Below are 19863 nucleotides of genomic sequence, written 5' to 3'. Positions count from 1 at the left end.
GTGGTGGCCCGTTTGGAAGACGGTAGATGAGTTACCAGACCTACCTCGAGGGCGGGAAGCTGATCCTGACCGTCCCGACGACGGGCGGCGTGCAGGGAAAGGAGGCGAACCCGAACCTGCCGGAACAGCCCGACGAGATCGCCGAGACAGCCCGGGAGTGTGAGAAACTCGGCGCGGCGATCGTTCACCTGCACGGCCGGGACGAACACGGCGAGCGCGACGCGGGTCGCCTCCAGGAGATCAACGATGCCGTTCGCGAGCGCTGTGACGATATCATCATCCAGAACACGACCGGTGGGACGGGAATCCCGCTCGAGCAGCGAGCCGAGGGGATTCGGACCGATCCGCTGCCGGAGATGGCATCGCTCGACATGGGGCCGATGAATCGGTATCAGCACATCACCTCGGAGAACACGCGTCACATGATCGATACGCTGGCCGCGGAGATGCAAGAGAAGGGGATCAAACCGGAGATGGAGGTGTTCAACAACGGCCACATGAACGAGGTCCACCGCCTCATCGACAAGGGACTGCTCGAGGAACCGTACTACATCAACATCATCTTCGGGCCGGGAACGCTGACGCCGCCGACGCCGGAGAACATGGTCAACATGGTGAACAACCTCCCGGAGAACTCGATCTTTAACGTGCTCGCGATCGGTCCCCATCAGCTCCCGCTGACGACGATGGGGATCGTGATGGGCGGCCACGTTCGCATCGGCATGGAGGACAACCTCTACTACCGCCGGGGCGAACCCGCCGAGAGCAACGCCCAGCTCGTCGAGCGAACGGTTCGCATCGCCGACGAACTCGACCGCGGACTCGCGACGCCTGCGGAGGCGCGCGAACTGCTCGAGATTCCGACCCGGTGATCGCGGACTCCGGCGTGGCGATCGCTACTTCGGACTGAGGATGGGGGTCGCCGGCGTCGACCGCCGCTCACTCGGATTCGGCGTCGCGATAGAACTCGCAGTCTCGCTCGTGGTTCAACTCGTGGCGGTCGTTGCAGACGTCTGCACGCATCGGCGAGACGAACTCTTCGACGACGCCGCAGTAGGCGCGTTCCGTTTCGAACTCCTGATCGCCGGCCGACTGACGGTACGACAGGTAGGGGCAGGTCATGTCTCCTTCCAGACGCCCGATCTACGAATAGCTACTGGTGGGACGGAATCGGAGAGCGTTTATCCCAGTTCGTGTCCCATACGGTACCATGCAACGGGACCCCGACTCGAGCTACGACTGCACGTTTCTCGACGATGCGGTCACTGACGGACGCGTCGCACACGGAACGAGCGTTCGCGAACAGTACGCGTCCGACGAGAGTCCGCACACCGGGCGAGTACCGGACGCCGTCGTCTGGCCGGCGTCGACCGACGAGGTCGCCGCCGTCCTCGCGGCGGCGAACGAGCGCGGCGTGCCGGTCACGCCGCGCTCGGGCGGCTCGGGTCTCGAGGGCAACGCCATCCCGACCGCCGGCGGCATCGTCCTCAGCACGGCCGAGATGGACCACGTCGAGGTCTCGCCGGACGACATGCAAGTGACCGTCGGCGCGGGGGTCGTCTACGACGATCTGAACGAGCGACTGGCCTCCCACGGACTGCGGTTTGCGCCCGGCATCTCGAGTGGCGACGTGGCGACGATCGGCGGGATGGTCGCGACGAACGCGAGCGGCTTCAACGCGGTCCGCTACGGCGAGACGCGCGACCACGTCCGTCACCTCGAGGCGGTCACCGCCGACGGGCGCGTCGTCGACTGCGGGAGGGGCGTCGTCAAGACGTCCGCGGGCTACAGTCTGAAGGATCTCTTCGTCGGGAGCGAGGGCACCCTCGGCGTCGTCACCGAGGTGACGCTCGGTCTCGTGGGGATCCCCGAGTACCGGCGGGCGGCGCTGGTAACGTTTCCCTCGCGCGTCGACGCGTCCGGGGCCGTCGCGGACGCGATCGGCTCGGCGCTGGTCCCCGGTGCGATCGAGTTCATCGACACCACGGCGATCAAGATGCTGAACGCGTACCACGACGACGTGTCCTTCGAGGAGCGACCGACGCTGATCATCGAGTTGCACGCGAACAACAGCGGGATCGAGGAGGACCTCGCGTTCGCGAAGGCGATTTGTGAAGATCACGGGATGCTCTCGTGGGAGGCGGCGGGCGAGGAGAACCTGGACGATATCTGGCAGGCTCGCCGCGACAAGTACCCGGCGACGCAAAGCTATCGAGAGGGGTGGGAAGTCGCGCTGGTCGGTGACGTGGTCGTGCCGATCTCGCGCTACCCCGACATCGTCGAGGAGGTCTCTCGAGTCAGCGAGGAACTCGACCTGTTGACGTCCTGCGTCGGCCACGCCGGGGACGGGAACCTCCACTTCACGTCGCTGGTCGATCCCGACGATGAGGAGATGGTCGAACGGGCACACGAGTTGAACGAGCGCGTCGTCCGGAAGGCAATCGCGCTCGGCGGCACCTCGACCGGTGAACACGGTGTCGGCATCGGGAAGCGGCAGTTCATGGCCGAGGAGCACGGCCAGGCGCTCGATCTCATGCGATCGGTCAAGGAGACGTTCGATCCGAACGGAATCTTGAATCCCGGGAAGGTGCTTCCGGACGTTTAGCCTACCGAATTCGCCGCGTCAGGATTGGTTCGTGCAAGTGTCGAATACCGTTCGAAGCGGACCGCGCTCCCGTCTCGCCCATAAGTTAATATGACGACTCCGAAAAGTGAGACGTGATACCATGTATTCTGACTTCGCGGCGCGGTTAGCCTCGAGCATCTGGCCCGACTTCGGGAAGACGCCCGCCCGCTCGACGGAGACGCCCGAGATCACCGGACTGTCGACGATCGTCGTCGACGGCAACTTCCCGTGGACGATCGTTCGCCTCGAGACGGACGCCGGCGTGACGGGAATCGGCGAAGCGTATCCCTCGCCGGGCGTCCACGAGGTAATCACGGACTACTTCGAGCCCGTCCTCGTCGGCGAGAACCCGCTCGACGTCGAGCGGCTATATCACCTCATGCGGGAGAGTCTCTCGGGACGGGGGTCCCAGCAGGGGATCGGGACGATCGCGATCAGCGGCATCGAACTCGCGCTCTGGGACGCCGCCGGCAAGATCCTCGAGCAACCCGTCTACCAGCTTCTCGGTGGCAAGACCCGTGAGGCGGTCCGAATGTACGCGGACTGCCACGCCGGCGAGGGGATGGTCGAGTCGGCGCTCAACGACCAACCCGACGAGACCTACGAGGCCGACGCCTACGCCCGCGCCGCTCGAGCGGCGGTCGACGACGGCTACGAGATCATCAAGTTCGACCTCGACGTGCCGTCGGGCCGGGACATCGACACGCTCGCGCGCCACTTCGACCGTCCGGAGATAGAGCACAAGCGCGGGCTGGTCGAGGCCGTGACCGAGGAAGTCGGGGACGAGGCGGAGGTCGCGGTCGACCTCCACTGGAACTTCAGCGTCGAGGCGGTCGAAAAGCTGTGTAAAGCCCTCGAGCCCTACGATCTGGCGTGGATCGAGGACCCGCTCCCGCCGGAGAACGCGGACGCGTTGGCGACGCTCAATCGGAGCGTCGAGCAACCGCTGCTCACCGGCGAGAACCGCTACGGTCGCCACGGCTTCCGCGATCTCGTCGAGGAGGAAGCCGTCTCGTTCGTCGCACCCGATATCCCGAAGACCGGCGGCATCGCGGAGACCAAGAAGATCGCCGAATTGGCCGACACCTACTACCTGACGATGAGTCCCCACAACATCGGGAGCCCCGTCGCGACGATTGCCGGCGTCCACGTGGGCGCGACGGTTCCGAATTTCCTCGCGCTCGAGTTCCACGCCCGCGACGTGCCGTGGTGGGACGACCTCGTTGCCACCGACGAACCGCTTATTCAGGACGGGTATATCGAGGTTCCCGATGAACCGGGGCTCGGGATCGAACTCGACTGGGACGTCGTCGAGGAACATCGGAAGGAGTAACTACTGGTCTCTCCCATCGCCGAATCCGCCTCTGCAGTGAGAGTATAGAGCCGTATTCCCTGAGATCAGTACGAAATAGTATGAACCACACCAACGCCACGCCGAATCTCGACGAACACGACCTCGATATCATCCGCGAACTCGAGCGAAACGACGACAAAAACCTCGAGGAGTTCGCCGACGAACTCGACCTCTCGAAGTCGGCGATCCACTACCGACTGAACAAACTGAAAGAGAGCGGCGTGATAACCGATATCTCCGCGGACATCGATCCGCACGCGCTCGGAATGTCGATGGTCGTCATCACCGAGGTGTACGTCTCCCACGAGAGCGGCTACGCCGACGAAATCGGCGACGAGCTGGTCGACGTGACCGGCGTTCAGCAGGTGTACTATACGATGGGCGATGTCGACTTCATGGCCGTCTCCCGCGTCCAGAATCACGAACAAATGAACGAACTGATCGACGGGATCGTCGCTATCAAGGGCGTCAACGAGACGTCCTCACGATTCGTGATGCGCGAACTCAAGAAAGGCAACCGGCTGCTGGAGAGCATGTCCGCGGAGATGATCGATCGGGTGCTCGAGACCGAGTGATCGCGTGCCCGACCGACGAGACAGTGAGAGCCGTTCCTCGCTATGCACGACTGCCATCGGATCGGCTGTCTTTTTCTACCTCGCGTGTGTGGCACGGAGTATGACAGACACACTGTTCCTGACCAGTGCCGAAGTCGAGGGTCTCGCAACGCCCGCCGAATACGTCGAGGTCGTCCGCGACGGCTACCGCCAGCGCGGCGAGGGCGCACCGGCCCTGCCGCGACAGACGTTTCGCCGGGAGAACCCTGACGGGAAGCTGACGAACTACTCGACGATCCTGCCCGAGACGGGTGCAATGGGAGGCTATACGTACTCGTCCGGCTTTTCGGGCCCGAACGCGTGGTTCGTGACGCCGCTGTTCGACGCAGAGAGCGGCGAGCCCCTCGCGCTCATCGACGGCGCGAGCATGAACCCGTTCAAGACCGGAGCGACCGGTGCGGTCGCCGTCGACGCGCTGGCACGAGCGGACGCGAGCACGCTCGCCGTCATCGGCAGCGGCGCACAGGCGCGGGGCCAGCTCCACGCAACGGCGACCGTCCGAGATCTCGAGCAGGTCCGCGTCTTCTCGCCGACACCCGAAAACCGGGAGACGTTCGCCGCGGAGTTCGACGACCACCTCGACGCCTCCGTCGGTCCCGTCGACTCGAGCGCGGCCGCCCTCGCGGGCGCGGATATCGTGATCACGGCGACGAAGGCGGCCGATCCGGTCTTCGACGGCGAGGACCTCGAGCCCGGCGCGCACGTGACGGCAATGGGCCAGTACACGCCCGGTCGGCGCGAACTCGATACGACGACCATCGAGCGATCGACGTACGTTCCCGACCTCCGCGACCGCGTTACGCAGGACGCGGGGTCGTTTCTGGCGGCCCTCGAGGCAGGCGTCGTCGACGAGGACCACGTCCACGCCGAACTCGGCGAGGTCGTAGCGGGGACCGAGCCCGGGCGGACGAGCGACGACGAGATCACGGTCTTCGACAGCGGCGGAACGGGTATCGAGACGGTCGCAGCCGCCTACATGCTCTACGAAAAAGCGCGCGCGGACGGACTCGGGACGGAGTTCCCCATCGCACCCGCAAGCGAGGCGCTGACCGGTCGACTCCCGTAGGAAGGTCCCCAGCCACCCCAGCCACTCCTCCCGTCTCCGATCGACTCGAAGCGGCCCGTCAGCCGTCCTCGGGGACGAACACCGGAACCGTGTTTTCCGACTCGTCGATATCGCTGGAACACGTCTCGTCCCTCGCCAGCGCTGCAACGATCCGGACGATTCGTGGCCAGCAAGCCCTCGAGCCGCGATACGGAGCAGTACAGTCCCGACTAACCCGCGGTTTGATTAGCCGTCGTTCCCCATAGCGGTGTATGTCATCATCCGACATTCGGGAAGTAACGACGGAAAGCGAGCGGCGGGAGGCGTTCCCGGTCCTCGTTCAACTCCGCGATCACCTCGACGTCGAGTCGTTTCTCGCCCTGTTCGAGGAGATGCGCGAGGAAGGCTACCGACTGTTCGCGCGCTACGTCGACGACGAACCGGTGGCGGTCGCCGGCGTGAAAATCGCGACGAACTTCTACCTCGGCCGGCACGTCTACGTCTACGACCTCGTGACCGACGAAGAACAACGGTCTGAGGGCCACGGCGAACGGCTCCTCTCGTTCGTTCACGACTGGGCCGCCGAGAACGACTGCGAGGCGGTCGAACTCGAGTCGGGACAGTGGCGCGAGGACGCCCACCGGTTCTACACGGAGAAGATGGGGTACGAGGAGTACTGCACCTCGTTCGTCAATCACCTGTCCTGAGGGAGCCGTTTGCCCGGGAATCGGGAATCAGCCCTCTCAGCGGCCGTCTACCAACGACTCCGGATCAGCGGGACTGCGAGCGGTCGGCCGCGGGAGACTCGGGAGCCACGCTCGAGAGGAGGAGTCCGAGTGCGGTCAGCGCGGTCGCGTAGGCGAAGGCGGCCAGGTAGCCGCCGGTCCAGTCGATGAGCACCCCGGTAATCAGGGGTGCCGAGAACGCCCCCGAAATGCCCGCCGACGTGACGAACGCCAGCGCCGTGCCCGAGATACTCGTCTCGACGACCTCCTGGACGTAGCTGTAAACGACGCCGAACGTGAGCTGAATGACGAAGCCGGCGGCGACCAGCGCTGCAACGATGACGGCGAGGTGCCGAGTCCACCCGATGAGGACGACCAGCGGCACCGAAACAAGAAACGACACCTGAAGCAGGGGAACGCGACGCTGACCGAGGAGCCGATCCGAAATGAGACCGCCGCCGGCCCGGGACAGCACGCCCATCGCCGGGAATGCCGCCGTCAGCAGCCCGCTGAGCCCCGCCGAGAGGGCGAACTCGTTCCCGAGATACGTGGGCATCCAGCTGTTCATGAAGAGGTAGTAGGAGTAGGCGACGAACGCCATCGCGGAGCCGTACCACACGACTCGATGGCTCAGCACCGACGTGAAATTCGACCGCATCGATGCGGTGTTCGTCACGGGATCGATCTCGAGGCGGCGGACCGACAGGGAAATCACGCCGATCACGAGTCCGGCGACGACGCTCATCACGAGAAAATTCGCCGGCCAGCCGGCTCGCGCCGTGACGATCGGACCGAAGAGTTGCCCGAGCGCGAATCCGGCCGGCGCGCTCGTGACGTAGACCCCGATCGCAGTCCCTCGATTGGCACCGGAGACGGCGCCCCCGATGAGGTTCGTCGACGCCGTCCAGATCACGCCCACCGCGACGCCCGCTAGCAATCGCGACGCCAGCAAGGGATAGAACGTCCCTCGACGACCGGCCCACCAACTCCAGCCCCCCGCGGCGATGAGCACCGCGGTTCCGACGACGATCACGCGATACTCACCCAGTCTGTCGATCCAGACGCCGAGCGCGAAGTTCGTGAGCGCCCACGTCGCCGGGACCGCGCTCACGATCCAGACCGCCACGGCCGGTGTCACCGCAAGATCGTCGGCGACCCGCGAGAGGACGCTCGCGGGTGCCATCACGTAGTAGTGAGCCGCTGCGGTCAGCAGCCACGTTCCGAGGAGACAGCCGACGAACGCTCGTTCGGCGATCAGTACCCGACCGGCGGCTCCCAACCGACTCTCCGTCGCACCCATACCGGCAAATCAGATCCGGGGGCCATAAAGATTCGATTTTCGCTGGCTCGGAGACGGTTCGCCGGTCCCTCGAGACGATGCGTCTCAGCCGACGATATCCGCGAACCGCTGTAACTGCTCGCGCTGGTCGGCCGCCGTGAATCGCGTGACGAACGTTTCCACGCCGGCGTCGGCGTAGCGCTCGAGGTGCTCCGCCACGACCGACGGCGGGCCGAACGCCCCGCGCCCCCGGATATCGTCGTCGCTCAGCTCGCCCCAGGAGGGGTAGTACCGGTCGAGGAAGTCCCGCGCCTGGTCGATTGCCTCGGCTTCGGTCTCTGCGATCACCACGTCCTGATAGTAGCCGGCGTCGAAGCCAGCGGCGTCGCGACCGGCGTCGTCGACGATCTCGCGGGCTCGCTCGATCCCGCCCTCGTACATCTCGGGTGACATCCCGATCGGCAACCAGCCGTCGCCGCGATCGGCGATGCGGTCCCGAATCCGGGGCGGGAAGCCATCCCTCGGATCGAAGGTCGCGGACGCGACGGAGACCGGCGGCGGACTCCCGCAGGGGCGGATTCCGATGTCGGCGTCGGTCAGTTCGAAGAACTCGCCGTCCGCGGAGACCGGCTCGTCGTCCCAGAGTCCCGCGAGGATCTCGAGCCCCTCGTCGAGCAACGCCCCCCGTCGCTCGTAGGGAACGTCGAGCTGGTCGTGTTCGGTCTCGACCCCCTCGCCGACGCCGACACCGACGCCGAGCGCGAGGCGGCCGCCGCTGACCTGATCGACCGTCGCCGTCTGGTGGGCGACGTGGACCGGATTGCGGAGTTGGGGCAGGTAGACCGCCGTCCCGAGGGTGACCGACTCCGTCGCGCCCGCCACTGCGGCGAGCGTCGAGAGCGGCTCGAGCCGCGGCTTCGCCAGCACGCTATCACCAGCCCAGACGCCGTCGAAGCCGAGCGCTTCGGCTCGCCGGGCGAGCCCGATCACCTCGGACTGGACGCGAGCGGCCTGCTCGAGCGAGTCGTCGGCCGACAGTACGACGCCGCGGGTCGGCAACACGAATCCGTGTGAGACCATACCACTTCCTTTTCGACGGACCGTGGTAACCCTTTGCTCGAGCAGCGAGTGGCCGCGATGCAAACGCATTTGGAACTCGTTAGCTATGTGATAGCGTACCGATGGCACCAACGATCACGCGCATCGAATCGATCGAGTTTGGCTACGACCTCCCGGAAGTCGGCTACGCGCCGAACGGGTTCAGCATCGTCTACGACCCCGATTCGACGACCGAACGGAAACTGTTCGCCCTGCGAGTCCACACCGACGAGGGCACCACCGGCGAGTACGTCGGCGGCAACTCTCCCGGCGCCGCCCAGCTCAACATGATCGCGGACTACCTGATCGGGAAGAATCCCCTCGAGCGCGAGCGCCACTGGAGCGCCTTCAAGCGCGCCCTGCGGAAGTACGACTGGATGGGAATGGGGGCGATCGATATCGCGCTCTGGGACTTCGCCGGGAACTACCGCGACGCGCCGATCCACGAACTGCTCGGCAGCTATCGCGACTCCTTTCCCGCCTACGCGTCGACCTATCAGGGCGACCGGAACGGCGGCCTCGACTCGCCCGACGCGTACGCCGACTTCGCCGAGGACTGTCTCGAGATGGGGTATCAGGGGTTCAAGATTCACGACTGGGGTGGCGACTGGACGGACCCCGACGAGACGGCCGCGGTTGTTCGCGAGGTCGGTCGCCGCGTCGGCGACGAGATGGACCTCATGCTCGACCCGGCCTGCAACCCGGCCACGTTCGCCGACGCGCTGAAGATCGGGAAGGCCTGCGACGAGGCCGACTTCCTCTGGTACGAGGATCCCTACCGTGACGGCGGCGTCTCCCAGCACTCCCACCGGAAGCTCCGCGAGATGCTCGACACGCCGATCCTCCAGACCGAGCACGTTCGCGGCCTCGAGCCCCACACGGACTTCGTCGCGACGGAATCGACGGACTTCGTGCGGGCGGATCCCGAGTACGACGGCGGGATCACCGGCGCGATGAAGATCGCCCACATGGCCGAAGGGTTCGGCCTCGACGTGGAGTACCACGCGCCGGGACCGGCACAGCGCCACTGCCTCGCCGCGACGCGCAACAGCAACTACTACGAAGTGGCGCTTGTCCACCCGATCTGTCCGAACACGCAGCCGCCGGTGTACGCGGATGACTACTCGGACATGCTGGACACCGTCGATGCGGACGGCCGCGTGCAGGTGCCGGACGGACCGGGACTCGGCGTCGAGTACGACTGGGACGAAATCGAAGCGAGAGAGATCGGACGGCGAACCTACGAGTGATCAGCATGACCGAAGACATCCGAGACGAAACGGACGGCGGTATCGCGACGATACCGATCGATCGCCCCGAGGTCCACAACGCGTTTCGCCATTCTCCCACGGCGGTTCGCCGTCCCAGTCGAACGCCCGCTCGGCGAACTCGCGGTCCGCGATGTCTTCCAGCGACGAGACGAGCGGCTCCTGCTCGGGGCTGAGTAGATCATGTAACCTCGTATCGCGGTATCCGATATCAATGCGCGACACCAGATCCGCTCCCCCGACGGAGAGACTCGCGTGTCGATCCCGCATCGAAGTGCCTCAAAGGCAATTCTTATGTGCGAATTTCGCCATTCATTTCGTAGTTCAGCACAGCTATGAGCAAACTCACGTCCATGCACGACGCCGTCAGCGACGGCGTCTCCGACGGTGACAGTGTCTATCTCGCAGGGTTCACCCATCTCATCCCGTTCGCGGCGGGACACGAGATCATCAGACAGGAGAAACGCGATCTCGAGTTGATCAGGGCCACACCGGACCTGGTCTACGACCAGCTGATCGCCGCCGGCTGTGCGCGAAAGGCGACGTTCTCGTGGGCCGGTAACCCCGGTGTGGGCAGCCTCCCGGCGTTCCGCCGGGCGGCCGAGGACGGGATTCCGACCGAACTCGAGCTCGAGGAGTACACGCACTTCGGGCTGATCGCCGCCCTCGACGCGGGCGCATCCAACCTGCCCTTCGCCCCGCTTCGGGGCTTTATCGGCTCGGACCTGCCCGAGCACAACGACAATATCGCTCGCATGGAGAGTCCGTTCGACGACGACTACGTCTATGCCGTCGCGCCGATCGAGCCGGACGTGGCAGTTATTCGGGCCCAGCGGGCCGACGAGTCGGGAAACGCACACCTCTGGGGAATCCAGGGGGAGGTAAAGATCGCTGGGCTGGCCGCCGATACAGTAATCCTCTCGGTGGAAGAACTCTGCTCCGAGGAAACGATCCGCAGCGACCCGAACCGGACGGTCATCACGAGCGACGACGTCGACCACGTCGTCCACGACCCCTACGGCTCGCATCCGTCGTACGCGCAGGGCTACTACGGGCGGGACAACGAGGCGTACATCGAGTGGGCCGAGATCGCGAGCGACGTCGACCGCGTCGAGGCGTGGCTCGACGAGTGGGTCTACGGCGTCGAGGACCGCCGCGAGTACGTCGAAAAGCTCGGCGTCGACAGGCTGCTCGACCTGCAGCCGGATCGCTCGTACGCGACGCCCGTCGACATGGGGGCGTACCGATGACCGATCGACCGTGGCGCGGACGGACGACGCCCCGCCGCTCGAGGGCTGGAGAGAACGGCAGAGCCGATCGATCGAACGAATCCACGGAGGCAATCCAATGAACTACACGAAGAGCGAACTGATGGTGGTCGCGGCCGCGAGGGAACTCGAGAACGACGATTCGGTCCTCGTCGGGATCGGCAAGCCGAATCTGGCGTGTAACGTGGCAAAACGCACGCACGCACCGGAGCTACAGATGGTCTACGAGTCGGGGACGATCGGATCGAACCCGTCCTCGCCGCCGCTCTCGATCGGCGATCCGGTGCTCGCGTCGGGGGCGGTCTCGATCGAGCCGATGCGGAACAACTTCAATTACCAACTGCAGGCCGGCCGCCTCGACGTCGGCTTCCTCGGCGGCGCACAGATCGACAAGAACGGGAATATCAACTCGACGGTCATCGGCGACTACGACGATCCGGATGTTCGACTGCCGGGCAGCGGCGGGGCCTGCGAGATCGCGTGCCATGTCGGCCGCACGCTGATGATCACGCCACACTCGGCGCGGCGGTTCCCCGAGGAGGTGGACTTCATCACGAGTCCGGGCTACGTCGACGGCCGCGAGGGGCGCAAGGAACTCGGCCTCTCCGGCGGGCCGGAAGCGGTCATCACCGACCTCGCCGTCTGCCGATTCGACGAGCGCGGAGAAATGTACGTCGACGCGCTTCACCCGAACGCGACGCGCGAGGAGGTGCGAGCCGAGACCGGGTGGGAGATCGCATTCGCCGACGATCTGGGAACGACGCCGGAGCCCGAGGCGGAGGAACTTCGACTGATCCGCGAAGATCTCGACCCGGACGAGATGTACACCGAACAGACAGAGTGACCATCGCTCTCGACCCGCCTCGAGTCGCCGCGAGTCTTACGGGTGCAGCGTGATCTTGATCCCCTCACGGTTCCGCGCCGCGTCGAAGGCGTCATCGAACTCCTCGAGCGGAAACGCCGGCCCGAGCGCCGGTGAGAGATCGGCTCCCTCGGCGATCGCGATCGCTCGCCGCCAGCTCGAGTCACGCCGGCCGTAGACCGGCACGAGCGAGACCTCGCGCCGAACAAGGTTCGTGAGTTCGACCGGCACCGCCTCCGCGCCGTGGAAGAGACCGATCTGGACGATTTCGCCGCCCCGGCGGGTCGACGACGACGCGAGCGAGAGCGCGTCGGGGTGGCCGGAGGCCTCGACGAAGACGTCGACTTCCGTCTCGAGCCCGTCGGCGACAGCTTCGGCCGTGACCGCGCGAGTCGCGCCGAGTTCCCGGACGAGCGGGAGTCGGTCCCCGCGGTCGGCGTCCGTTCCGACGACGGTGACCGAACTCGCGCCGGCGGCGACCGCCGCGACGAGCGCGCCGATGCCGACCGGTCCGGGGCCGGCGATCGCGACGCTATCGCCGGGTTCGAAGCTCGATCGCTCGATCCCGTGGACAGCTAACCCGAGGAGTTCGAGGAAGACGCCCGCGTCGGCGCGTAGCGAGCCGATCGGGTAGATCGTCTCCCGGGGAACGACGACGTACTCCGCAAGCGCACCGTCGACCTCCGTATCGAGGCCGAGGATGTACCGATCCGGACAGATCGCAAACGAGCCCGACCGACAGTACCGGCAGTGACCGCAGCCGACAATCGGTTCCACCGCGACGCGTTCGCCGGTTGCGATTCCCTCGACACCGTTACCGATCTCGTCGACCGTCCCGGCGAACTCGTGGCCGAACAGCTGTGGCAAGTCGTCGGCGTAGTGGTGCTTACTCTCGTGCCAGTCGTAAATGAGGGCCTCCGCTCCGCCGTCGATGCCGACCGACTCGACGCGAATCCGAACCTCGCCCGGCCCCGGTTCGGGAACTGGGACGGTCTCGAGCGTCATTCCCGGTTCGGCGCGCGTTTTCAGGAGCGCTGTCATCTGTTCCGTGGCGTTCGATGTCACGTCTGGGGCAACGCACGGGACGGACATAAGCTCACGTCGGACTGCGGGCAGCTTACGGAAAATTCGAGGCGAAAGCCTCGCGCTTCAGGGCGGGGATGAAGCCGACCAACAGTATTCAACCGCCGTCGATGGCACGGACGGGATGCCACGCAATCTTTAAACTGTCCAACAGTTATAGTATACGTAGATGGTAAAGAGTACCCGTCACGCGAAATACGAACTCTACTACCACATAGTGTTCGTACCGAAATCGGGCGAGACCGAAGGTCCCGCTGACCTCGCGGAACAGGGTTCCGCTCAGTATCGGCGTTCGCACTTGACGGGGAAGATGAAGGAACGTCTCGAAGCCATCTTCACGGAAATCTGTAAGGATAAGGGCCTCGAATTGGCCGAGTCCGAGGTCATGCCTGACCACGTACACCTGTTCATCGGGAGTCCACCCAAGAACGCCCCGTCACTCATCGTCAACTGGATCAAAGGTATCTCGGCGCGGAAGTACAACCAGCGGTACGACGACCGCGTGAAGTGGACTCGTTCGTACTACGTCAGTACGGCGGGTAGTGAATCGAAGGGCGCTGTCGAACGCTACATCGCTGAACAGGAGGGTGACGACGAATGAAGCGCGTCAACACCTTCGAGGTGGTTCCACAGTCCGAGAGCGACAAAGAGTGCCTTCTACGGCTACTCGATGCTTCCGCCTCGCTTTGGAACGAACTGACCTACGAACGTCGTCAGAAATACTTCGGTGACGGCGACGTGTGGGACACCTCTGAGTACCGAGGGCGCTACAACGGTGTCGTCGGGAGCGCGACCGTTCAACAGGTCACACGTAAGAACAGCGAAGCGTGGCGGTCGTTCTTCTCCCTCAAGGAGAAAGGCGAGTACGCTAACCCACCGTCTTACTGGGGCAACGAGGAGGACGGACGCGAACTCCGCACCTACATTCGGTGCAACCAGTACACAAGTCAGTGGGGGAAGCGAAGTCGTCTCGAAATTCCTGTCGGGCAAGAACTGAAAGACGAATACGGACTCGGCTACCACGAACGACTCCGCCTCGAAGTCCGAGGCAACCCGAAATGGGACGGCAAACAGGGTCGTCTGGAACTTGAGTACGACGAGGTGAGCGACACGTTCAGGGCTTTCCAACCAGTCAGCGTACCTGATTCTCGACTGGATTCACCACTGGCTTCTCACGAAGCCGCCCTCGACGTTGGCGCGAACAACCTCGTCGCGTGTTCCACGACTACTGGGAACCAGTATCTCTACGACGGTCGGGAGTTGTTCGGACGGTTCCGCGAGACGACCGACGAAATCGCCCGCCTACAGTCGAAACTCCGCGAAGGACGCTACTCCTCAAAACGGATTCGACGGCTGTACCGACAGCAGACGAAGCGTCGTGACCACGCACAGAACGCGCTGGTGCGCGACCTCGTTGAACGGCTGTACGACGAGGGTGTAGCGACGGTGTACGTGAGTGACTTGACCGACGTGCTGGAAACGCACTGGTCGGTCAGGGTGAACAAGAAGACGCACAACTTCTGGGCGTTCAAGAAATTTATCCACCGTCTCGCGTGTGTCTGTGAGGAATACGGTATCAGCCTTGAAGCCGAGTCGGAAGCGTGGACGAGTCAGACGTGTCCTGAGTGTGGCGACCACGACCCGACGGTTCGCCATGGGGATACGCTGACATGTCCGTGTGGATTCGAGGGGCATGCCGACCTCACGGCGTCAGAGACGTTCCTTCGAGAAAACAGCGATTGCGAAATCAGGCCGATGGCACGGCCCGTGCGATTCGAGTGGGACGACCACCAATGGTCGGGGAAACCACACCCTCAGGAAAGTCCCAAAGAAGTGCGCACAAACCCGCAAGTTGCCTCCGTGGGTCGGTAGCCGAACCCCCAACGGAGGAATCCTCGCGCTTTAGCGCGGGGAGGATGTCAAAGTCCGGAGATAACTACGTACAGGACGCTGAAGAGCGCGAACCAGAACAGCGTCCGGAAGAACAGTTTGCTGTAGATGTCTTTGCCCGGCATCAGCTCGTGGAACTGCCGTTCGGCCTCGAGTAGCCGTCCGAAGGGACCCGTTCGATCGTTACTCATCGTGAGACACCGATCGTCAGTCCTCGAGCGTCTCGATGAGTTCGACGACGTACCCTTCGGGGGCCGTCACGAACGCGAGTCGGATGTCCTTCTCGTCGACGGTTCGGGGTCCTTCGACCACCTCACTGCCGTAGTGCTCCACGAGGTCGTCGACGGTACCGTCGATGTCGTCGATCCCGACGGCGAGATGATCGATCCCGGCCGGCTTCGGGTCCCGTTCCGTCCCGTCGTGTTTAAACTGGATCTCAGCGTCGCTCTCCCCGGCGACGTACGTGTTCGTCACGCCGTCGAGATCGAACTCTCGCGTGCGCTCGAGTCCGAGCCCGTCGCAGTAAAACTCCAGTTGCGCCTCGATGTCGTCGACCCAGATGGCCGTATGCAGGACATCCATGCCAACTACCAGCAAGCCAGTATATAAAAACATGCCGTCGTCGTCCCGTCGATGGGGGGCAGAGAGTAAGAATCCGATTTCCAGCCAGCGCACCGAGAACGACGACCATGATGACCGCGAGAACGCCGACGGAAGCGTCCCGGTCGCAGAATTACTGCTCGAGTCGACGAACGGCCCCGGTTTCACGGTCGAATGATCCGAGACCTTTACACTGTCTTCCCTCTCATTACTGCTATGAAGGTCAACGAGGCGATTATCGATTGCCTGACTGAGAACGACGTCGACACCTTGTTCGGCATCCCAGGCAAGCAATCGCTCCCACTGAACGAGTCTATCAGCGAACGCGACGACATTCAGTTCGTGATGGCTCGCCACGAAACCGCAGTCTCACACCAGGCGTGGGGATATGCCGAGACCAGCGGCGGCATGGCCGCGACGGTGGTCATTCCGGGACCGGGAGATATGAACGCGATGAACGGGCTAAAGAACGCGCTGAACGACTGTACGCCGCTTCTGCACATCGCCGTGGAGACCGAGCCGGAGATCCGCGGCGGCGACGGGATACACGAGACGCCGCCCGACACGTACGACAACGTCGTCAAGGAGAACATAACCGTCGAGACACCGGAGAGCACCGTCGCCGAACTCCAGCGAGCGATCGACGCCGCGCAGACGGCGCCGACCGGTCCCGTCCGGATCGGGATTCCGAAGAACTTCCTCAAGATGGACGTCTCGCTCGCCGAACGAGGCGATATCGAGCGACAGAGCTTCAGCGGCGTTCCCGAGGGCAAAGTCGCCGCCGCGGCGGCCCTTCTCGCGGACGCGTCGAAGCCGATCATCGTCGCCGGCGGCGGCGTTCGAGCGTCCGAGGCGAGCGACGAACTGCGAGCGGTCGCCGAACGGCTCGAGGCACCGGTCGTCCTCACGTACAAGGGAAAGGCCGTCTTCCCCGACGACCACGAGCTCATGGGCGGCGTCCTCTGTGGCGGGACCGGAACGGCCGTCAAGGAGTTGATCGCGGACGCCGACGCGGCACTCGGCGTCGGCACCGACTTCGACGCGGTCTCCTTGCACGGCTGGTCGATCGAAATTCCCGACGACCTCGTCCACGTGACCCTCGGCGCCGACGACATCGGCACCGGGTACGAGCCGGCGGTCGGCATCGTCGCCGACGCGGCCCGGACGCTCGAGGCGCTCGACGGCGAACTGGCGGACCGATCGATCGCCGGCGGAAACGGCCGCGAGCGGGTGCGGAAGACGCGGGACGCGGTCGACGAGCGCCTCGAGGAGCTGCGAGCGGTGACCGAGGCGCCGCTGACGTCCGTCAAGGCGCTGGACGCGATTCGGGCGGGAACGCCGCGCGACGCGGTCGTCGCCGTCGACGCGGGCGGCTTCCGGCTGTGGACGCTCGTGATGTTCCCCACCTACGAGCCCCGCGATTACGTCAATCCGGGGTCGTGGGCGACGATGGGATCGGGAGTCCCCTCGGCTATCGGGGCGAAGGTCGCGAACCCCGAACAGGATGTCGTGGCACTCACCGGTGACGGCGGGTTGTTGATGTGTCTTCACGAATTGCACACGCTGGCGGACGAGGAGATTGACGTGACGGTCGTCGTCCTCAACAACAGCGACTACGCGATCATCAGCGAAGAGGCCGGTCGGAGCTACCGGATGGACGAGGGCGAGTACGGCTGGGAGGAAACGCCGGTTTCCTACACCACGGTCGCCGAGGGGCTCGGCCTCGAGGTCGAGCGGGCGGAAACATCGGACGAGATCGAATCGACCGTGGCCGACGCCATCGCGAGCGACGGCCCGACGCTCGTCGAGATTCCGACCGATCCCTACGAACCCCAGTCCGGCGTCTGGATGAACTGATACCGACAGTCCGCCCCGACTCGGGCAGTCGGAAGGTGTCACAATTCGCGGAAAAAAGCCTCATTCCTGTCGCCCTCCTATCATCCTCCTGTCGTTCGACTACAGTCTCACTGTCAGGTAACCTACTCTCGGCTCGAGACGCTCTCCTCGTACGTCTCGCGGATCCGCTCGCCGGTTTCGATGAGCGTCGTCATGTCCTTGCCGGCGATCTGATAATCGAACCCTCGCTCGACGCGGTCCGCGACATCCGATTCGCGGACGGTGAGCGTTCCGACTGGCGCGTCGGCGGCCGCGCCGGCGTCGATAACGTCGGCCATCGCTTCGTCGAGTTCGGGCGCGTCCCACTCCGCGAAGACGCCGAGCGACGCCGAGAGGTCCGCGGGACCGACGAACAGCGCATCGATGCCGTCGGTCGCCGCGATCTCGGCCGCGTGTTCGACGCCGGTCGGCGTCTCGATCTGTGCGATCGTGAGTAGCGATCGGTGCCCCTCTGCGACGTAGTCGACGAAGTTCTGCCCGTAGCCGGCCGCCCGCCCCGATGCGACTCCCCGCTCGCCGTCGGGCGGGTACCGCGTGGCCCGCACCAGCTCTTCGGCCGCGTCCGGCGTGTCGATCATCGGAACCATGATCCCGTCGACACCGATGTCGAGGATCCGCTTGATCCGCACCGGATCGTTCCACGCGGGCCGGACGATCACGGCGAGCTCGCCGGGCGCGGCGGCGGCCGCGCGAGCGAGGTCGGCAACGGTCTCGAGGCTCATCGCGGTGTGTTCGCCGTCGATGAGAACGAAGTCGAACCCCGCTCTCGCCGCCGCCTCGACGATCGCCGGGTGTCCGATCGAGACCCACGTCCCGAGCGCGTCGCCCTCGAGGAACCGTTCCCTGAAGTCGCCGCCCGTCATCGCAACCGCCTCGTCTCGAGTGGACGACCTGACAGCGGCGTCGCGCTCGTTCGTTGGGCCACCGTCCGTCGACGGACGGTCCGATCGCTCGCGTCGGCAGTTTGCGCCATCGATTCGTCGTTTCGATGGGGGCGGCAAAAAGGTGTGGGTCAGATACGCACATGCCGAAAACGGACGGCTGGCCCTTGATCGGCCGATCGGTTCGTCGCATTCACGCCGATGCTTGCTCTGCATATACGTCACGTATGTTAGTATTTGGCGATCTCGTGGATCTCCTACTGGATCACGAACTACGACCAGAGCGGGGTGCTCCCCGAACATGCGGGCGGCGAAGGAATGGCGTACTGGTGGCGTGATCGCTGATCGACGGATAATGAAGGGACACCGTCTCTCGCGGCTCGGTGCGGTCGAAGCCGAAGCTTGATGTCCGGACCGGCCCTCAGAATGATAATGGTAACCAATATCGAGCGACTCGGCATTCAGGAGTCCGTCGAGGCCATCTGTCCGCCGTCTGAACTCGCGGGGTACCTCTCCGATCTACCGGTCGAAGTCACTGTCGTGGACGAAGCGGAAATCGCGGACTGTGACGCGGTCGTCACGCGCAACTACTTCGACGCGCTGCTCGAGATCGACTGGATCCACTCGACACAGGCGGGCGTCGACCGCTTCCCACTCGAGGCCCTCGCCGACGCGGGGGTCGCGCTCACCAACAGCAGCGGCATCCACGGCCGGACGGTCGGCGAGAACGTCGCGGGCTATCTGCTCGCGTTCGCCCGTCGGCTTCACGACCAGATCGCGAGCGCGACGGAACGGCGCTGGGAGCGCCCGGCGTGGGACGAGGCGTTCACCCTGCCCGGAACCACTGCCTGTGTCGTCGGGACGGGAACGCTCGGCCGGGGCATCGCCGACGTCGTGGGACCGCTCGGTGTCCAGGTGACCGGCGTCCGCCAGTCGGACGACCCCGTCCCGGGGTTCGATGAGATCTACACGACCGATGCGCTCCACGAGGCGATCGCCGACGCGACGTTCGTGGTCGCCGCCGTTCCCCTGACCGAGGATACTCGCGAACTCTTCGGCGCGGCCGAGTTCGAAACGATGCGGTCGGACGCGTACTTCGTCAACGTCGCTCGCGGCGCAATCGCTGACGAGCCGGCGCTGATCGACGCCCTCGAAAGCGGAGCCATCCGGGGCGCTGCGCTCGACGTCTTCGAGACTGAACCGCTCCCCCGGGAGTCGCCGCTGTGGACTATGGAGGAGGTAATCGTCACGCCGCACGCCGCGGCGTACACTCGTGACTACCACCGCGACGTGGGCGACATCGTTCGCAGAAACGTCAAGCGACTCGAGGCGGGCAGAGAACTAACCAATCGAGTCGTGTGACCCGGAACTGAC

The 19863-nt window shown here is 64.8% G+C and carries 21 protein-coding genes; 14 read left to right on the top strand and 7 right to left on the bottom strand.

The features are described from left to right. Positions 1-26: 26 nt before the first annotated feature. Positions 27-872, top strand: coding sequence for a beta-keto acid cleavage family enzyme (locus CP556_RS23060; protein WP_098727944.1), 846 nt, complete (start codon positions 27-29; stop codon positions 870-872). A gap of 67 nt (positions 873-939) precedes the next feature. On the opposite strand, the gene CP556_RS23055 is transcribed toward CP556_RS23060, so the two are convergent. Further along, positions 940-1122: a hypothetical protein gene (locus CP556_RS23055; RefSeq protein WP_098727943.1), complete on the bottom strand. Its 183-nt coding sequence runs from the start codon at positions 1120-1122 to the stop codon at positions 940-942. An 88-nt stretch (positions 1123-1210) separates the two neighbouring features. On the opposite strand from CP556_RS23055, the gene CP556_RS23050 reads away from it, so the two are divergent. From CP556_RS23050 to CP556_RS23030, 5 genes are all read left to right on the top strand, one after another. Continuing rightward, on the top strand, positions 1211-2605 hold the full coding sequence (locus tag CP556_RS23050; RefSeq protein ID WP_098727942.1) for an FAD-binding oxidoreductase: 1395 nt from the start codon (positions 1211-1213) through the stop codon (positions 2603-2605). 121 nt (positions 2606-2726) lie between these two features. Continuing rightward, positions 2727-3959, top strand: a complete 1233-nt coding sequence (locus CP556_RS23045; protein ID WP_098727941.1) for a mandelate racemase/muconate lactonizing enzyme family protein — start codon at positions 2727-2729, stop codon at positions 3957-3959. A gap of 80 nt (positions 3960-4039) precedes the next feature. Next, positions 4040-4555: an Lrp/AsnC family transcriptional regulator gene (locus tag CP556_RS23040; protein ID WP_098727940.1), complete on the top strand. Its 516-nt coding sequence runs from the start codon at positions 4040-4042 to the stop codon at positions 4553-4555. Positions 4556-4655: 100 nt separating this feature from the next. After that, positions 4656-5660, top strand: coding sequence for an ornithine cyclodeaminase family protein (locus tag CP556_RS23035; RefSeq protein ID WP_098727939.1), 1005 nt, complete (start codon positions 4656-4658; stop codon positions 5658-5660). 251 nt (positions 5661-5911) lie between these two features. Beyond that, positions 5912-6346: a GNAT family N-acetyltransferase gene (locus CP556_RS23030; RefSeq protein ID WP_098727938.1), complete on the top strand. Its 435-nt coding sequence runs from the start codon at positions 5912-5914 to the stop codon at positions 6344-6346. 64 nt (positions 6347-6410) lie between these two features. On the opposite strand, the gene CP556_RS23025 is transcribed toward CP556_RS23030, so the two are convergent. Both CP556_RS23025 and CP556_RS23020 read right to left on the bottom strand, forming a co-directional pair. Next, entirely contained in the window at positions 6411-7664 is a 1254-nt protein-coding gene (locus tag CP556_RS23025) for an MFS transporter (RefSeq protein ID WP_098727937.1), read from the bottom strand. Positions 7665-7748: 84 nt separating this feature from the next. Continuing rightward, positions 7749-8723 (bottom strand): LLM class flavin-dependent oxidoreductase, encoded by a 975-nt coding sequence (locus CP556_RS23020; protein ID WP_098727936.1) that lies wholly within the window; start codon positions 8721-8723, stop codon positions 7749-7751. 101 nt (positions 8724-8824) lie between these two features. On the opposite strand from CP556_RS23020, the gene CP556_RS23015 reads away from it, so the two are divergent. From CP556_RS23015 to CP556_RS23000, 3 genes are all read left to right on the top strand, one after another. Continuing rightward, positions 8825-9991 carry an enolase C-terminal domain-like protein gene (locus CP556_RS23015; protein WP_098727935.1) on the top strand — a complete coding sequence of 389 codons (1167 nt, stop codon included), beginning with the start codon at positions 8825-8827 and terminating at the stop codon, positions 9989-9991. A 353-nt stretch (positions 9992-10344) separates the two neighbouring features. Next, positions 10345-11259, top strand: a complete 915-nt coding sequence (locus CP556_RS23005; RefSeq protein WP_255291578.1) for a CoA transferase subunit A — start codon at positions 10345-10347, stop codon at positions 11257-11259. Between the two features lie 97 nt (positions 11260-11356). After that, positions 11357-12121: a CoA-transferase subunit beta gene (locus CP556_RS23000; RefSeq protein WP_098728258.1), complete on the top strand. Its 765-nt coding sequence runs from the start codon at positions 11357-11359 to the stop codon at positions 12119-12121. A 36-nt stretch (positions 12122-12157) separates the two neighbouring features. Here CP556_RS23000 and CP556_RS22995 read toward each other — a convergent pair whose 3' ends face one another. Further along, entirely contained in the window at positions 12158-13204 is a 1047-nt protein-coding gene (locus tag CP556_RS22995; protein ID WP_255291577.1) for a zinc-dependent alcohol dehydrogenase, read from the bottom strand. Between the two features lie 187 nt (positions 13205-13391). Between CP556_RS22995 and tnpA the strand changes: the two genes are divergently transcribed. Together tnpA and CP556_RS22985 are read left to right on the top strand one after the other, a co-directional pair. Next, the gene (tnpA, locus tag CP556_RS22990; RefSeq protein WP_098727932.1) at positions 13392-13823 is read left to right on the top strand and encodes an IS200/IS605 family transposase; all 432 of its coding nucleotides are present in this window, start codon (positions 13392-13394) and stop codon (positions 13821-13823) included. Then, a complete protein-coding gene (locus CP556_RS22985) occupies positions 13820-15094 on the top strand; it encodes an RNA-guided endonuclease InsQ/TnpB family protein (RefSeq protein ID WP_098727931.1) in 1275 nt (424 codons plus the stop codon). The genes tnpA and CP556_RS22985 overlap by 4 nt, the downstream gene beginning before the upstream one ends. A gap of 47 nt (positions 15095-15141) precedes the next feature. Here CP556_RS22985 and CP556_RS26280 read toward each other — a convergent pair whose 3' ends face one another. Further along, entirely contained in the window at positions 15142-15303 is a 162-nt protein-coding gene (locus CP556_RS26280) for a hypothetical protein (protein WP_176548325.1), read from the bottom strand. Positions 15304-15319: 16 nt separating this feature from the next. Beyond that, a complete protein-coding gene (locus tag CP556_RS22980) occupies positions 15320-15694 on the bottom strand; it encodes a VOC family protein (RefSeq protein ID WP_098727930.1) in 375 nt (124 codons plus the stop codon). On the opposite strand from CP556_RS22980, the gene CP556_RS25600 reads away from it, so the two are divergent. After that, positions 15693-15890, top strand: a complete 198-nt coding sequence (locus CP556_RS25600) for a hypothetical protein (RefSeq protein ID WP_141551750.1) — start codon at positions 15693-15695, stop codon at positions 15888-15890. The two genes, CP556_RS22980 and CP556_RS25600, sit on opposite strands and share 2 nt — an antisense overlap. A 38-nt stretch (positions 15891-15928) precedes the next feature. Continuing rightward, positions 15929-17569 (top strand): thiamine pyrophosphate-binding protein, encoded by a 1641-nt coding sequence (locus CP556_RS22975; RefSeq protein WP_098727929.1) that lies wholly within the window; start codon positions 15929-15931, stop codon positions 17567-17569. A 122-nt stretch (positions 17570-17691) separates the two neighbouring features. Here the strand turns inward: CP556_RS22975 and CP556_RS22970 are convergent, their stop codons facing one another. After that, positions 17692-18471: an HpcH/HpaI aldolase family protein gene (locus CP556_RS22970; RefSeq protein WP_098727928.1), complete on the bottom strand. Its 780-nt coding sequence runs from the start codon at positions 18469-18471 to the stop codon at positions 17692-17694. Between the two features lie 450 nt (positions 18472-18921). On the opposite strand from CP556_RS22970, the gene ddh reads away from it, so the two are divergent. Next, the gene (ddh, locus tag CP556_RS22965) at positions 18922-19851 is read left to right on the top strand and encodes a D-2-hydroxyacid dehydrogenase (protein WP_098727927.1); all 930 of its coding nucleotides are present in this window, start codon (positions 18922-18924) and stop codon (positions 19849-19851) included. Positions 19852-19863 lie beyond the last annotated feature (12 nt).

Source organism: Natrinema sp. CBA1119, assembly GCF_002572525.1.
Lineage (GTDB): Archaea > Halobacteriota > Halobacteria > Halobacteriales > Natrialbaceae > Natrinema.
This window is presented reverse-complemented; position numbering and strand designations above follow the sequence as displayed.

Bases quoted from the DNA above. Each gene is read 5' to 3' on its own strand.
- CP556_RS23005 (WP_255291578.1), top strand. From the start codon at position 10,345: ATGAGCAAACTCACGTCCATGCACGACGCCGTCAGCGACGGCGTCTCC.
- CP556_RS23055 (WP_098727943.1), bottom strand. From the start codon at position 1,122: ATGACCTGCCCCTACCTGTCGTACCGTCAGTCGGCCGGCGATCAGGAG.
- CP556_RS23025 (WP_098727937.1), bottom strand. From the start codon at position 7,664: ATGGGTGCGACGGAGAGTCGGTTGGGAGCCGCCGGTCGGGTACTGATC.
- CP556_RS22985 (WP_098727931.1), top strand. From the start codon at position 13,820: ATGAAGCGCGTCAACACCTTCGAGGTGGTTCCACAGTCCGAGAGCGAC.
- CP556_RS23060 (WP_098727944.1), top strand. From the start codon at position 27: ATGAGTTACCAGACCTACCTCGAGGGCGGGAAGCTGATCCTGACCGTC.
- CP556_RS23000 (WP_098728258.1), top strand. From the start codon at position 11,357: ATGAACTACACGAAGAGCGAACTGATGGTGGTCGCGGCCGCGAGGGAA.
- CP556_RS23030 (WP_098727938.1), top strand. From the start codon at position 5,912: ATGTCATCATCCGACATTCGGGAAGTAACGACGGAAAGCGAGCGGCGG.
- CP556_RS22970 (WP_098727928.1), bottom strand. From the start codon at position 18,471: ATGACGGGCGGCGACTTCAGGGAACGGTTCCTCGAGGGCGACGCGCTC.
- CP556_RS23040 (WP_098727940.1), top strand. From the start codon at position 4,040: ATGAACCACACCAACGCCACGCCGAATCTCGACGAACACGACCTCGAT.
- CP556_RS23020 (WP_098727936.1), bottom strand. From the start codon at position 8,723: ATGGTCTCACACGGATTCGTGTTGCCGACCCGCGGCGTCGTACTGTCG.
- CP556_RS22980 (WP_098727930.1), bottom strand. From the start codon at position 15,694: ATGGATGTCCTGCATACGGCCATCTGGGTCGACGACATCGAGGCGCAA.
- ddh (WP_098727927.1), top strand. From the start codon at position 18,922: ATGGTAACCAATATCGAGCGACTCGGCATTCAGGAGTCCGTCGAGGCC.
- CP556_RS23015 (WP_098727935.1), top strand. From the start codon at position 8,825: ATGGCACCAACGATCACGCGCATCGAATCGATCGAGTTTGGCTACGAC.
- CP556_RS23050 (WP_098727942.1), top strand. From the start codon at position 1,211: ATGCAACGGGACCCCGACTCGAGCTACGACTGCACGTTTCTCGACGAT.
- CP556_RS23045 (WP_098727941.1), top strand. From the start codon at position 2,727: ATGTATTCTGACTTCGCGGCGCGGTTAGCCTCGAGCATCTGGCCCGAC.
- CP556_RS26280 (WP_176548325.1), bottom strand. From the start codon at position 15,303: ATGAGTAACGATCGAACGGGTCCCTTCGGACGGCTACTCGAGGCCGAA.
- CP556_RS25600 (WP_141551750.1), top strand. From the start codon at position 15,693: ATGCCAACTACCAGCAAGCCAGTATATAAAAACATGCCGTCGTCGTCC.
- tnpA (WP_098727932.1), top strand. From the start codon at position 13,392: ATGGTAAAGAGTACCCGTCACGCGAAATACGAACTCTACTACCACATA.
- CP556_RS22975 (WP_098727929.1), top strand. From the start codon at position 15,929: ATGAAGGTCAACGAGGCGATTATCGATTGCCTGACTGAGAACGACGTC.
- CP556_RS23035 (WP_098727939.1), top strand. From the start codon at position 4,656: ATGACAGACACACTGTTCCTGACCAGTGCCGAAGTCGAGGGTCTCGCA.